Source organism: Ruegeria sp. 6PALISEP08 (assembly GCF_001238295.1).
Classification (GTDB): Bacteria; Pseudomonadota; Alphaproteobacteria; order Rhodobacterales; family Rhodobacteraceae; genus Ruegeria.
Genome location: NZ_LGXZ01000005.1, coordinates 16,655 through 29,962 on the forward strand (window position 1 = coordinate 16,655; position 13,308 = coordinate 29,962).

The following is a 13,308-nucleotide window of genomic DNA, read 5'->3' on the forward strand; positions in this document are numbered from 1 at the left end:
AAACCGGAGATCAGACGCATGATTGTACGCAATTTATACTACGCGGTTGCCTTTTTTGGCCTGCCCCTGACCTTGCTGCTTGGTTGGTTCTGGACCCCAGCGCTGTGGCTGCTGGTGATCGTGCTGCCCTATATCGCAATCGGGGCCTATGACCTGATGACGACCAATCACAACGTGCTCAACAACTATCCGGTACTGGGCCATTTCCGTTACATGCTGGAATTCGTAAGCCCCGAAATCCGCCAGTATTTTGTTGAAACCAACGAAAGCGGGCGGCCCTTCAACCGGATCACACGCGGTCTGGTCTATGCCCGTGCAAAGGGTCAGCAGGATACTCAGGCATTTGGCACCCAGTACGACATCACGCAGGTGGGTTATCACCGCACCAATCACTCGTTGTCACCGAAAGAGGTGGAAGAAAGTGAAAAGCGTGTCACGCTGGGCGGCCCGCAATGTTCCAAGCCCTACGATGCATCACGACTGAACGTGTCTGCCATGAGCTTCGGGGCCCTCAGCCATACTGCGATCAAGGCTTTAAACGGGGGCGCCAAGGACGGCGGTTTTGCCCACAACACGGGCGAGGGCGGGATAAGCCCGCACCATCTGGCCGAAGGTGGCGATATCATCTGGCAGATTGGCACTGGCTATTTTGGCTGCCGCACGCCCGAAGGTGGGTTCGACAAGGACAAATTTGCCGAAAGAGCCCGCAAGGATGTGGTCAAAGCCATCGAAATCAAGCTGAGCCAGGGTGCAAAACCTGCGCATGGCGGCGTGCTGCCTGCGGTCAAGGTCGATGAAGAAATCGCCGAAATTCGCGGCGTCGAACCCCATAAAGATGTGATCTCACCCCCCGCTCATTCGGCCTTTGACACCCCCACCGGGCTGATGGAGTTCGTGAAACACCTGCGTAATATGTCAGAGGGCAAGCCAGTGGGCTTCAAGCTGTGTATCGGTAAACGGTCGGAATTCATGAGCATTTGCAAGGCAATGCTGGACACTGGAATTTTGCCCGATTTCATCACCGTGGACGGAGCCGAAGGTGGCACCGGTGCTGCGCCAGTGGAGTACTCCAACAGGCTGGGGATGCCCTTGAATGAAGGGTTGATCTTTGTCGACAACTGCCTGCGTGGCATTGGCGTGCGTGACAAGGTTCGCATCATCTGTTCGGGCAAAGTTGCGACGGGCTATGACGTGATCGAAAAACTCGCCCTGGGTGCAGATATGTGCAACTCAGCCCGTGCGATGCTGTTTGCCGTGGGCTGTATCCAGTCGCTGCATTGCAACACCAACCGCTGCCCCACTGGTATTGCCACTCAGGATCAGGAGCGCGCGAAGGCTGTGAATGTGCCACAAAAACGGCAGAGGGTGCGTCGCTTTCACGATGCGACGCTGGAAAGCTTCCGCGAAATCCTTGGCGCGATGGGCTACGAAAAGGCGGCGGATTTGCACCCTTCGGACATTCTGCGCCGCTCAACGGATGAAAAAGAGCTCACATATGCGGACCTCTATGAACGGCTTCCGGAGGGCGGGTTGCTGGCCGAAGAAATTCCTGCGGGGTTTGCGAGTGATTGGGAGCGCTGCTCGGCTCAGCGGTTCTGAACGATCGAGGCGCGCGCTGATCAAAGGCGCGTTCCGTTGACCTTTGCCGGGTTTCATACGCGGATCATTGGCGTTTAAACCCCAAGCCTGTATGCACATAGGTCGAACGATACGATTCTGATCAGGGGGCCACGGGCTTGCAGCGCACACTCATGTACCTCGCCGTTTTTGTTGGCGGCGCGCTTGGGTCGCTGCTGCGCGAATTGCTGTCGCTTGAGATACCCGGCGTGCCTTTCGTGACTGCGACGTTCGGAATCAATATCGCCGCCTGTCTGTTCATCGGCTGGCTTTATGCGGTACGGCACCGGGTTCATGCGCATTTCATGCATCTGGGTGCAGTTGGTTTTTGCGGTGGACTGTCGACCTTTTCCTCGTTCGTGGCCGAACTCGATCGGCTGTACCACACAGAAATCACATATATGGTCTTAGCACTAATCCTTGAGGTCGTATTCGGCCTCGCCGCCGCCATTTTGGGTGAGGCGATCGGACGTAAATACCACGCCGGAGAGCGCGCAAATGAGTGATCTCTATCTGCACGCGGCATTTGCCCTTGGTGGCGGTTTGGGCGCGGTCGCCCGGCATACGCTCAACCGCGTGATCGTGCATGAGTTGCCTCTGTCGACGCTGGTCGTGAATGTGGCGGGTTGTCTGCTGCTGGGCGTGTGGGTCGGTTATCTGGGCGATCCCCACATTCTACCGGAAGAGGAACGCCGCCTGGTGTTTGGCTTCTGTGGTGGCTTCACCACTTTTTCCAGCTTTGCCTATCAGTCCCTGCAACTGCACCGTGAACGCACCATCCTGATGGCGGCCGCAAACATCCTCCTCAGTCTGCTTCTGTGCTGGATTGCCTTCTGGCTAGGTCTTCGGGGGATGCTGTAAGGATTTTTCTTGAGTTCGGCCGCGAATTTCGCATCCATAAGCTAGGTTGACGAAACTCCTCATTCTGATCTCAAATCCCGACGGGCGCTGGACAACATGGTGTTGGCCTTCCTGCGCACCGAACTGGCCAACCGGCGCACATTGCTGGCCTATGTGAAAACAGCGTTGGGCGTGGCGATTACCGGGTTTGGATTGATGCAGTTTGCTGATGCGGATTCGGTTTTCGTCTGGGTGGGAATGGCGGTTCTGCCGCTATCCGCTGCAATCTTGGCCTATGGCATTTTTGATTACGCCCATGTCCGTCGCCAAATTGAACAGGAAAAGCGAGACGCGCGAGTCTGAGCGCGAGCCTCCTGGATACCAAGTCAGCTTGCCCGAAACGCGGTCGGGGTTTGGCCGAATTCGGCCTTGAACGCCCGGGTCATCGCGCTGGCGTTTTCATATCCACAACGCCCGGCGATTTCGGCAATGGACTGTTCCGTATTCTCTGCAAGATTGCGCGCAAGCGTCAGACGCAAGCGTCGATACAGTGCCTGCGGTGTGGTTTTCAGTTCGGTCCGTACGCGGGTTTCGATCCGCTTTTGCGAGCATCCGATGCGTCGCGCAACCTGTGCGATTGATAGCGGCGCTTCAATATTCGCCTGCATCACGCCCAGCGCCCGATTGACCACTGTGTCTTCGGATTTCAACGGCAGAGCATAGGGATCGCGACCGTTCCGGCTCATCAGAAGATGCGCCACTTCCATGGACAAAAGCGGGCCATGATCGTGGCGAATAAGGGCAGAAGCCAGGTCGAACGCCGCCATCGCCCCGGAACAGGTCAGCCGATTGCCATCCATCACATATCTTTCACGCACTGTGTCGACGGCTGGAAAGCTTTCTTCGAACCGCGAAATCTCGTCCCAATGAATGGTCGCACGGCGTTCATCCAGCAATCCGGCACGTGCCAGCAGCCAACTTCCGGTGTCCAATCCCGCGACCTGCCTATGCCGCTTTGACGCGGCCAGAATGGCCCGCGCAGTCGCCCGGGTATCGAGTTTCAGGAAGCCATAAGATGGCATAACCACCAGTACGTCGCCATTCTGATCCTTGATTGCGCCATCCGGTGTGACGCTTAGGCCGCTGGAACTGTGTACAGGTGCCCCGTCAAGTGAACAGAACCTCCATGCATAAAGCGCTTGCCGCGACATGTTATTGGCTGCCCGCAAGGGTTCGACCATGTTCGCAAGACAATGGTTCGAGAACCCATCGAAAAGCAGAATATTGAAATACTGTGGCAAAAATTTCGAATCCTGCATAATCATCGCCTAATACTGCATGTCGAGAACTTGAGGGATGACGTTCTCTGGGTCAACTACTGATCCAAGGAATACGCGCCATGCAGTTCGGTTTGTCCGAAGAACAAGAAATGATCGTCTCAACGGTCCGCAGCTTTGTTGAAAACGAAATCTACCCGCACGAAGACGCGGTTGAGCGCGCGGGAACGGTCCCGGTAGAGCTGGGCAACGAGATAAAGCAGAAATGCATCGATCTGGGCTTTTATGCCTGTAATTTTCCCGAGGAGGTCGGCGGCGCAGGCCTGTCGCATCTGGATTTCACCCTGGTCGAACGGGAACTTGGCCGCGGCTCGATGGCGCTGACGCATTTCTTTGGTCGTCCACAAAACATCCTGATGGCCTGCAATGATGAGCAGCGCGAACGCTACCTTTTGCCGGCGGTGCGTGGCGAAAAGATGGACGCCCTGGCGATGACGGAACCCGATGCCGGTTCGGATGTGCGCGGCATGAAATGTCAAGCGGCACGGGACGGCGGCGATTGGGTTGTCAACGGATCGAAACACTTCATCTCAGGTGCCGAACACGCGGATTTCTTTATCGTCTTTATCGCGACCGGTGTCGACGAGACCCCGAAAGGGCCCAAGAAACGCATCACCACCTTCCTTGTGGATCGTGGCACCCCGGGGTTTGAAGTGCGCGAGGGCTATAGCTCGGTCAGCCATAAGGGCTACAAGAACTATATCCTGTATTTCGACAATTGCCGTTTGCCCGACGCACAGGTTCTGGGCGAGGTCGATGGCGGTTTTGCGGTAATGAACGAATGGCTTTACGCAACCCGCCTGACGGTTGCGGCGTTTTCGGTTGGGCGCGCGCGGCGCTGTTTTGACTATGCGCTGAACTATGCTGCCGAGCGCAAGCAGTTCGGCCAGCCCATTGGCAAGTTTCAAGGTGTAGGTTTCCAAATCGCTGACATGATCACCGAGATCGACGCTGCCGACTGGCTGACCCTGGCCGCCGCGTGGCGTCTGGACCAAAACCTGCCGTCGAACCGCGAGATCGCCTCGGCCAAACTTTATGCTTCGGAAATGCTGGCGCGGGTCACCGATACCACGCTGCAGATCTTCGGTGGAATGGGTCTGATGGATGATTTCCCGATCGAGCGGTTCTGGCGCGATGCCCGGGTTGAGCGCATTTGGGACGGCACCAGTGAAATTCAGCGCCACATCATCAGCCGTGATCTTCTTCGTCCTTTGGGCGCCTGACAATGAACAAAGATCTGACCCGGCTTTTGCGCCCGAATACCATCGCTGTCATAGGCGGTGGTGCCTGGTGTCAGCAGGTTATTCTGCAATCTGAACGTATGGGCTATGCAGGTCAAATCTGGCCGGTGCATCCCAAAGCCTCTGAGATTGCGGGCCACAGAGTCTTTGGCCATATCGAAGACCTGCCCGAAGCCCCTGATGCAGTTTTCATCGGCATCAACCGCCACGCCACGATTGAGGCGGTTCATGTCTTGTCCAGAATGGGCGCAGGCGGGGCGGTGTGTTTTGCGTCGGGCTTTTCCGAGGCTGTTGCAGAAGATGATAGCGGCAGGGATTTGCAGGATCAGCTGATTGCTGCGGCCGGTGACATGCCTATCCTTGGCCCGAATTGTTATGGCTTCATCAATGCGCTGGACGGGGCGCTGCTGTGGCCGGACCAGCACGGGGCGAGGCCGGTCGACAAGGGCGTGGCGATCCTGACGCAAAGCTCGAATATCTCGATCAACCTGACAATGCAGAAACGCGGGTTGTCAATTGCTTACATGGTCGCTTGCGGAAACATGGCCCAGACCAGTCAGGCCGAGATTGCCTCGGCATTGATCGACGATCCGCGCGTCACAGCCGTGGGCCTGCATATCGAAGGTTTCAAGGACGTCCGCGAATGGGAGGCGCTGGCCGCCAAGGCGTATGCAAAAGGTATCCCGCTGGTCGCACTCAAAGTCGGCGCATCGGAACAGGCGCAGTCCGCGACCATATCGCATACCGCGTCTCTTGCGGGCAGCGATGCGGGCGCACAGGCACTTCTGGACCGGCTGGGCATACCACGTCTGACTGCGTTGCCTGATTTCCTCGAAACGCTGAAACTGTTGCACTGCTATGGGCCACTCCCCGGCGGCAACATCGCCTCAATCAGTTGTTCCGGGGGTGAGGCGAGCCTGATCGCAGACATGGCTATCGGCACCGGCCTGACCTTTCCTCGGCTGAGCGATGATAAAAAAGCGCGCCTGCGTGACGCGCTTGGCCCCATGGTCGCGCTGAGTAACCCGCTGGACTATCACACCTATATCTGGCGCGACGAAGAGGCGATGGCACAGGCATGGTCCGGAATGACGGGTGAGGATATCGACCTGACATACACAATTGTCGACTATCCGACCACCGACGCCACCGACTGGAGCTGCGCAACCCAAGCAGCATTGAAGGTGCGAGAGGACACTGGTGCTCGGTTCGCAATCGTTGCAACGCTGCCTGAACTACTACCTGCAGACGTTGCACAGGACTTGATGGTCGGTGGTGTTGTGCCATTTATGGGTCTGCGCGAAGCGCTGTCGGCCACCCGCGCGGCGGGTCAGGTCTCGGCCCCTTCTGCGCACCCTGTCTGGATGCCGGGCACGGTTGAGGCGAACCATACCCTGACCGAAGGCGAGTCGAAACAGGCGCTGGCCGAATGCGGCCTGCGCATCCCGCAAAACCGTACGGTTTGCGGGCCAGCGGAAGCCCGTGCGGCAGCGCAGGACATGGAAGCCCCCTTTGCCGTGAAAGGCGTTGGGTTGGCCCATAAATCCGAACACGCCGCCGTTCGGTTGGGCATCCAAACCGAAGATGTGGTCAGTGTCGCTGCGGCTATCGGCACCGAAGACATCCTGATCGAAGAGATGATCACCGGAACCGTTGCTGAACTTCTGGTCGGCGTTGTCCGTGATCCCGCGCATGGATTTGTTCTGACGTTGGGGGCAGGGGGCGTGCTGACCGAAGTTCTGCGCGACACGGTTTCCCTGCTGGTACCCAGCGCGCCCGCAGACATCTGCGCCGCCCTGGACCAACTGAAGATCGCGCCCTTGCTGGCAGGCTATCGCGGCCAACCAGCGGCTGATATGGATGCGATCATTGCCGCGGTCGAGGCTGTTCAGGCCTACGTCATGCAAAATGCCGACACGCTTGGTGAGGTCGAAGTTAACCCGCTCCTGTGCACGCCGGACAAGGCCGTTGCCGTGGATGCTCTGATAAGAAAGGCCTGAGAAATGGACCCTATCAAAACCCGCCGGGACGGAACGATCCTTGAGGTAACGCTGGACCGACCCAAGGCCAATGCCATCGATCTGGTCACAAGCCGCAGAATGGGCGAGGCTTTTGCCGAGTTTCGCGACGACCCGGAACTACGCGTCGCCATTCTGACCGGTGCAGGTGAGAAGTTCTTTTGCCCTGGCTGGGACCTGAAAGCCGCCGCTGACGGTGACGCGGTAGACGGCGACTATGGCGTCGGAGGTTTCGGCGGCCTGCAAGAGCTGCGCGACCTGAACAAACCCGTGATTGCCGCCGTCAACGGTATCGCCTGTGGCGGCGGGTTGGAGCTGGCCCTTTCGGCTGACATGATCCTTGCAGCCGACCATGCCACATTCGCCCTGCCGGAAATCCGGTCAGGAACAGTTGCGGATGCGGCCAGCGTCAAGCTGCCCAAACGCATTCCCTATCACATCGCCATGGAGCTGCTGCTGACCGGACGTTGGTTCGACGCTGAGGAAGCCAATCGCTGGGGCCTCGTAAACGAGATTGTTGCTGCAGATCAACTCATGGCCCGTGCGTGGGAACTGGCCCGCCTTCTGGCTTCGGGCCCGCCATTGGTTTACGCGGCAATCAAGGAAATCGTGCGCGATGCCGAAGATGCCAAATTCCAGGATGCGATGAATCGCATCACAAAGCGTCAGTTGCGCAGTGTGGATGTCCTGTATGCCAGCGAAGATCAACTGGAAGGTGCCCGCGCCTTTGCCGAAAAACGCGATCCGGTTTGGAAAGGAAAATAGCCGAGTTGGTATCTTGGCAGGTGGATTTTCCATTTACTGATCCGCGCCGCAGGTGCACATTAGGTCATGCCTTATTTCGAGCGAAAACCCTATGTAAGCCCGGCACGTGTCATAAGCCCGATTGCGGCGCAGCCGGACACGCAACCGATTTCGGATATCGCGCGCCGCGTGCTTGAGACAGAGCGCGGCAGCCGGAAACATCTCGAAGGGCCTTTCACCTGTCGCAAAACCTGCCACCCTGGTGGAACGGCCACGATCTTGTTGTCCTTTGCTGCGCCCGAGGGCGCAGAGACGGTTGAAATGCAATTCGAACCCGGTGATCTGACCAATCCAGATGGAGAAATACTGCCTGCGAACCGGGTCAACGTTCTTCCACCCCAGATCCGGCTGGCCGCCGGAGAGGTCACTGATGTGGCAATTGTCGTCACCGTACCCGATTTGGCGGAATCGGGCGCTTATCACGGCCGGATCGCCTGCATGGGGACCGAGCAGACTTCGATCGTTGTGGTGTTTGAGGTTGCGGGCACTCAGACCTGACGGGTCACGAGGTAATCCATGAATTGCCCCAAAAATGCACGCGGGGCCTCTTGGGTGCCAGCAAATACTTGCGCAAATTCCCGACGGGCGGAAGCAAGCAGATCGTTGGCCGCATCCTGTGCAAAGCCGATACTGCCATAGTGATCCATGCGCTCTAGCACCCAGGCAACATCATGGGTCGACCGGCTTTCGCGCGGGTTTGACAGCATATCGGCCAGCCGCTTCTGTTCCGGCTCATCGGCGTGCAGGCCAAGCTGCCCCAACATCAGCGTGCGTTTGCCCTCATAGATATCGCCGCCGATTTCCTTGCCGTATTTGTCCTGCGAGCCCACGAGGTTCAGAACGTCATCCTGTATCTGAAACGCAGCCCCCAAAAAGAAGCCGAATGCGTTGAAATCATCCAGGTTCAGCGCGCCCGATGCGACATCCTGTGGCTGCGCAATCAATGCCCCGATCCGCATGGGGTGGATGAAACTGTACCAGCAGGTCTTTTTCAGACACATCCGCAGATAGTCCGAGGCGTCCACGTTCAACTTGTTGTCACGTATCCAACCCAGTTCCAGCGCCTGACCTTCGATAGATTGCTGGAGCAGATGGTCGAACTCATCCACCACGCGTATTCCAGTTTCCAACCCAAGCGAACCCAGGTTCTGCCGCAACAGCCGCAGGGCGAGCGCTTGCATCCCGTCGCCCGTGTTTATGGCCAAAGGGACCCCAAGCCGCTTGTGCATACATGCGCGTCCGCGCCTGAAATCGCTTTGGTCTTCGATATCGTCGTGGATCAGAAAGGCATTGTGCAGAAGCTCAAGCACAGCTGCGGACACCTGTGCTTCCTCTTTGTTGCCACCGAAGGCTTCGCAGGTGGCCAGTAACAGAGCAGGTCGCAGTCCTTTGCCTGACGTTTCGATGTAATCTCGTATCGGGCCGTAGAGATAAGCCTGGGGCTCACCAGTTGGCAAAAGCCCCAATAGCGTTTCGCGCGCACTATCCCCGTAAGAGGTCAGCTGATTCAGAAACTCCTGCTTTGCTGCAGGGTCCAGATGCGCGGTTCCGGGTTTCACGAGGTTAACCCTTCTGCGTGATGATCACGCGGGGTTTGCTTTCTTCCGGGCTGGTCGGGGCAAGCCCGGGTCCGACAGAGGTGAACGGTGCATCCGTCAGCGGCAGGACTCTGGACTGAACATCAGACTGACCGCTATCGCGGCCCAGATCATAGGCCACATCTTCGACCACCTCGTCTCCGGGGATCGGCAGATCTGCGGTGGGCTCATAGCTGGCCATCAGATCAAACAGTTCTTTCGGCGGGCAAATCATGCGCAGCGCCTCGGCAATGGCCGGATCTTCGATGACTCCGCCGGGCTTTGAGTATTCTGCAGCCGGTTCTCCGACGACCGCAAGGGGGCCATCGCCACCGCGATCAACCCCTGTAGAGTCTTGACCCATTTTCAAGGCGGCCTCGACCGCGACTGCATACCGGTTGTCCCAGGGCAGGCCGGCTTGGTAGCGGGCATAGTCATAGGCGCGCAGCGGTTTCAGGATATCAGGCTCGTGCAGGTCCCAGATCTGGCAGGGTTCGGCATCCGAACCGCTGCGTTGCAGGATTGCATTGACCGCACGGCGCGCAGCCTCATTTGCTCCTTCCATGGTGGCAAGGTCAGTAAAGGTGCGCACATAGTCCGATGCCAGAAAGAAATTCGGGATCAGCGTGGCCGCGTCTGGCCGCAGCCGCCAACTGTTGATGCGGTTCACCAGCAGAGGTTCCACATTGCTTTGGCGTTTGGGATCCTCGGGATCCTGCACAATATCAGGATCGAGGAACCAATAGTGCATGTCCTCATCCCGCAGAACGGTTTCACCATCAACGTTGAGGCTGCGTTTGAGCTGGTCCCACACCTCTTTTGCAATCTCTTCTCGGGTGCAATTGCGCGCGGTCTTTCCGTTCAAGCCCGGCTTGTCCCATTCCGAGATGTCAATCGACAGCAGGCCTTTGGTTTTGCCCTCGGCCCAGTTGTCGAAGTTGATCCCTGACCAGAACTGTTTTTGCGACACAGCGGTCAGGGCCCACTGACTGTCAATGAAGATGACGTGGCCGTTGGTCAGCGTGACGTCTTTGGTCAGATAGAACTGTATGCCGTTCATCCACTGCACGTCGTTTGCAAGCAGTGGCAATTTGGCAAGGGCAGGGTCGGCCGCCATCATCTCGGGCGTGAGAAGTGGCGCGATGCGCTCGATCGGCATGGCACTGATGAACCAGTCGCCTGTGACTTTCTGTTTTTTGCCATCCTGTTCAACCGTCGCGCCTGTGATCCGTCCGTTTTGGTATTCGATGCCCGTCACCTTTGACTCGAACTTGTAAACGACCCCCTTGCTTTTGAGGTAATCCAGCCAGGGTTGAATCCAGACCAAGTTGGTGGGTCCGTTCAGCAACCTGTTGCATTGCGGTTCAGGCGTAGCAATGCCCAGTTGCAGTTGTACAGCAATGTCGCCCACGGTCTTGGTGCTGGCAGTCGTCGCTTTGGCAGCAACCAGTGAACGGGTCAAACCGATGGCAAGGAATTTCTGATACGCTTCGGAACGTTCTGCGGCACCGATGAAATCCCACCATCCAATCCGCTCATATTCGTCAAACCGGCGTTCCTTGCAGGACGTCGCTATCCGCCACATGCAGGCAACGAAGTGTTCAACATCCTCGTACGCGATTTGGTCCCGTGGCGAGAGCGCGAACGCAATCGTCTTGAACGCATCCGCCACGTCCTTGAGAGTGCGTGGAAACCGCTCGGGTACAATGATGCCGGGCTTGTCGAACTGACAGACCAGAACCTGAGTTGTCGGCACCAGATTATCAAAGCACGTGCCTTTATCATAATAAGGCGTACGAGCCATCGTATCAGTGATATGCCGATAGAAGTTCGGAAAAAACCGGAACCCATGCTCGCCCGGCAACCATGGACGTTTCACTCCGGGCGGATAGCTGGACCCGTCCATCTCGGCCCATTTTTCAAGCGCCTTGATGTGCTTCGCTTTCGAGCCATGATCGCCTTCACCCTTCATCACAGGGATACTGCGTGCCTTGCCGCCAGGGATTATCTGGCGTTCGTGGATCTCAACCTCGAACCCGCGTTCAATCAGTTCGTGCGCGGCGCTCATGCCGGCCACGCCACCGCCAAGAATGACAACCTTTTCAGCCATCTGATGTTCCTTTCGCGGAATAGACGTCAAAGCGCAGGGTGATATCTGACAGGCTGGCTTCGCCTATGCCAAATCCCTGCACCCGGTTCATCCAGCTATAGTGAGGGTTTGAGGTCAGGTAACGCGGAGCCAGCCGCACAGGGGCCGAAGTTGGCAGGTTGCCCTTCAACAGTGCGGCATAGCCATCGGGGCCAAAATCACACACGCCGGTATCTTCAAACAGGATCGGCGCGCCGCCGTCGGTTGGCTTGATCAGCGCCTTGGCGTGGAGCAGCCCCACGCCGTCAGGGCGAACGCGCATCCAGTCGCCTCCAACCGGCTCTACCACTCCTTTCAGGTGCGGACCTTTGACTGTTCCGCCTTCTTTGATTGCAAAATGCAGCCAGATCCCGTCCGGTGTCTCGCCCGAGGGGTGGAAGTTGCTGGTGAAGGGGACAATGAACTTGGCGATATGATTCAGATCCGGTGACTGCTGCGCAGGCTTTGGCTGCTGCACTGGTGCCGCCTTTGGGGCAGTGTCAGGTCCCGGGTCATACTCATGGCCCCCGGATGTCAACACCGGACGCCAGCTGAGCGTCTTGTTATGCGTCACGGATGGCAAGGCCGCCGCAAAGTGCTGAAGTCCTGTTTTGGGATCGCAGTGCAGGGGCCAGCCGCGAATGGCCTGCTCGGGGACACCGGCTTGCGAACAGATCAGTCGCACTGTGTCATGAGGCGATACGGACGGTCCGGCCTCAATCAAAGCGCGCTTGTCACCAGCGGCGCTGATCGTTTCTGACCAGCGCAGGGTGACACCGCGGACTGTAAACTCGCGCACGACCAGACCCCCGGTCAGCAGGTTAGGGTGCAGATAGCCTGTTCTTCCTTGATCCGCAGGCGGAATTTCTGTTGCACGCGGAAGACATGCTCACCCTCTGCCGAGGTCTGCAGGTACTTGACCCCGATTTCGGACGGTACAACGATTTCAACCGGTGCACCTTGCAGCGACACAAGCGCCGCCTTGTTTGCAGGCAAGGTACCCGAGCGCAATAACGGACCATCCAGAAATGGCAGAATGCTGTCGCGGGGCAGCACCATCGAGTTTTCCATCGGCTTTGTTACTGCCTGAAAAAGGCCATTGCCCATCACGCAGGCATAGGGGCCAAGATACCCGCGCGATTCCAGCTCATTGATACCCGCAACCACAGCTTCGAACACCTCGGGGCCGGTATAGGTCTTCTTCGTCGAAGACGACCCAGAGGATTTCTGACCCGCTTCCAACAGACCTTCATACTTACCGCCGCCGCTGACAGTATAGATTGGCGGCAACGAGGCGGGCGCACTTGGGGTGGGTTTAGGGCCTTCTCCGGTGCCGGGCTGACCGTTGAAGATGATGTCGTCTTCGACCCGTGCCACAATTGCAGCGGCACGGCGGAACATGATCATGGCCGCGGACAGCTCGGGGTCGGCCACCTGCGCGCCTTTCAGATAGACGTTCACCGAAACAGTGGTCAGGCGCGTGGTGTCAAAGTCGTTGACTCCAAGACGTTTTGCGGTGCCGTTTTCGTTGTCGACCAGTTCAAGCCGGTTTAGCGGGACAGACTGTGTATCTGCGGGCAGCGGCCCGTATAACGGCAGAAAACTCGCCGCGACCCGGGCGCGTAATGCCTCATCATGGACAGCTTTGTTCACTGTGTTCCACTGATCGTCACCCCAGTCTAATGCGTCGGTCATTGCAAATCCCCCTTGGTTGTGCACCCTGTTTTGGCGTAGCACTTGGTCTTT

The 13,308-nt window shown here is 57.8% G+C and carries 13 protein-coding genes; 8 read left to right on the forward strand and 5 right to left on the reverse strand.

The window, feature by feature from the left end:
• The first annotated feature begins 18 nt into the window (after window positions 1-18).
• From ALB80_RS08825 to ALB80_RS08840, 4 genes are all read left to right on the forward strand, one after another.
• Window positions 19-1,599 carry an FMN-binding glutamate synthase family protein gene (locus tag ALB80_RS08825; protein ID WP_050603700.1) on the forward strand — a complete coding sequence of 527 codons (1,581 nt, stop codon included), beginning with the start codon at window positions 19-21 and terminating at the stop codon, window positions 1,597-1,599.
• A 137-nt stretch (window positions 1,600-1,736) separates the two neighbouring features.
• Window positions 1,737-2,123 carry a CrcB family protein gene (locus ALB80_RS08830; protein WP_253276843.1) on the forward strand — a complete coding sequence of 129 codons (387 nt, stop codon included), beginning with the start codon at window positions 1,737-1,739 and terminating at the stop codon, window positions 2,121-2,123.
• A complete protein-coding gene (gene crcB / locus ALB80_RS08835) occupies window positions 2,116-2,478 on the forward strand; it encodes a fluoride efflux transporter CrcB (RefSeq protein ID WP_050603702.1) in 363 nt (120 codons plus the stop codon). Before ALB80_RS08830 ends, crcB begins: the two co-directional genes overlap by 8 nt.
• Window positions 2,479-2,574: 96 nt before the next feature.
• Entirely contained in the window at window positions 2,575-2,820 is a 246-nt protein-coding gene (locus ALB80_RS08840; RefSeq protein ID WP_050603703.1) for a DUF202 domain-containing protein, read from the forward strand.
• Between the two features lie 23 nt (window positions 2,821-2,843).
• Here ALB80_RS08840 and ALB80_RS08845 read toward each other — a convergent pair whose 3' ends face one another.
• The gene (locus ALB80_RS08845) at window positions 2,844-3,776 is read right to left on the reverse strand and encodes a GlxA family transcriptional regulator (RefSeq protein WP_050603920.1); all 933 of its coding nucleotides are present in this window, start codon (window positions 3,774-3,776) and stop codon (window positions 2,844-2,846) included.
• 80 nt (window positions 3,777-3,856) lie between these two features.
• Here ALB80_RS08845 and ALB80_RS08850 point away from each other — a divergent pair, with 80 nt between their 5' ends.
• The 4 genes from ALB80_RS08850 to ALB80_RS08865 all read left to right on the forward strand — a co-directional run bounded on the left by ALB80_RS08850 (window position 3,857) and on the right by ALB80_RS08865 (window position 8,355).
• Window positions 3,857-5,017 (forward strand): acyl-CoA dehydrogenase family protein, encoded by a 1,161-nt coding sequence (locus ALB80_RS08850; RefSeq protein ID WP_050603704.1) that lies wholly within the window; start codon window positions 3,857-3,859, stop codon window positions 5,015-5,017.
• Between the two features lie 2 nt (window positions 5,018-5,019).
• Entirely contained in the window at window positions 5,020-7,035 is a 2,016-nt protein-coding gene (locus ALB80_RS08855) for an acetate--CoA ligase family protein (protein ID WP_050603705.1), read from the forward strand.
• A gap of 3 nt (window positions 7,036-7,038) precedes the next feature.
• Window positions 7,039-7,818 carry a carnitinyl-CoA dehydratase gene (locus tag ALB80_RS08860; protein WP_050603706.1) on the forward strand — a complete coding sequence of 260 codons (780 nt, stop codon included), beginning with the start codon at window positions 7,039-7,041 and terminating at the stop codon, window positions 7,816-7,818.
• Between the two features lie 66 nt (window positions 7,819-7,884).
• A complete protein-coding gene (locus tag ALB80_RS08865) occupies window positions 7,885-8,355 on the forward strand; it encodes a hypothetical protein (RefSeq protein WP_050603707.1) in 471 nt (156 codons plus the stop codon).
• On the opposite strand, the gene ALB80_RS08870 is transcribed toward ALB80_RS08865, so the two are convergent.
• Genes ALB80_RS08870 through ALB80_RS08885 form a run of 4 tightly spaced genes read right to left on the reverse strand, consistent with a single transcriptional unit; the run spans window position 8,346 to window position 13,257 of the window.
• Complete coding sequence (locus ALB80_RS08870) at window positions 8,346-9,416, reverse strand: polyprenyl synthetase family protein (RefSeq protein ID WP_157054174.1); 1,071 nt, start codon at window positions 9,414-9,416, stop codon at window positions 8,346-8,348. The genes ALB80_RS08865 and ALB80_RS08870 overlap by 10 nt on opposite strands.
• A gap of 4 nt (window positions 9,417-9,420) precedes the next feature.
• A complete protein-coding gene (locus ALB80_RS08875; protein ID WP_083445238.1) occupies window positions 9,421-11,544 on the reverse strand; it encodes an FAD-dependent oxidoreductase in 2,124 nt (707 codons plus the stop codon).
• Entirely contained in the window at window positions 11,537-12,361 is an 825-nt protein-coding gene (locus ALB80_RS08880) for a DUF3237 domain-containing protein (protein WP_050603708.1), read from the reverse strand. Before ALB80_RS08880 ends, ALB80_RS08875 begins: the two co-directional genes overlap by 8 nt.
• A 14-nt stretch (window positions 12,362-12,375) precedes the next feature.
• Window positions 12,376-13,257, reverse strand: coding sequence for an encapsulin (locus ALB80_RS08885; protein ID WP_157054175.1), 882 nt, complete (start codon window positions 13,255-13,257; stop codon window positions 12,376-12,378).
• Between the last annotated feature and the right edge of the window lie 51 nt (window positions 13,258-13,308).

Bases quoted from the DNA above. Each gene is read 5' to 3' on its own strand.
- ALB80_RS08875 (WP_083445238.1), bottom strand. From the start codon at position 11,544: ATGGCTGAAAAGGTTGTCATTCTTGGCGGTGGCGTGGCCGGCATGAGC.
- ALB80_RS08850 (WP_050603704.1), top strand. From the start codon at position 3,857: ATGCAGTTCGGTTTGTCCGAAGAACAAGAAATGATCGTCTCAACGGTC.
- ALB80_RS08865 (WP_050603707.1), top strand. From the start codon at position 7,885: ATGCCTTATTTCGAGCGAAAACCCTATGTAAGCCCGGCACGTGTCATA.
- ALB80_RS08855 (WP_050603705.1), top strand. From the start codon at position 5,020: ATGAACAAAGATCTGACCCGGCTTTTGCGCCCGAATACCATCGCTGTC.
- ALB80_RS08845 (WP_050603920.1), bottom strand. From the start codon at position 3,776: ATGCAGGATTCGAAATTTTTGCCACAGTATTTCAATATTCTGCTTTTC.
- crcB (WP_050603702.1), top strand. From the start codon at position 2,116: ATGAGTGATCTCTATCTGCACGCGGCATTTGCCCTTGGTGGCGGTTTG.
- ALB80_RS08840 (WP_050603703.1), top strand. From the start codon at position 2,575: ATGGTGTTGGCCTTCCTGCGCACCGAACTGGCCAACCGGCGCACATTG.
- ALB80_RS08860 (WP_050603706.1), top strand. From the start codon at position 7,039: ATGGACCCTATCAAAACCCGCCGGGACGGAACGATCCTTGAGGTAACG.
- ALB80_RS08885 (WP_157054175.1), bottom strand. From the start codon at position 13,257: ATGACCGACGCATTAGACTGGGGTGACGATCAGTGGAACACAGTGAAC.
- ALB80_RS08825 (WP_050603700.1), top strand. From the start codon at position 19: ATGATTGTACGCAATTTATACTACGCGGTTGCCTTTTTTGGCCTGCCC.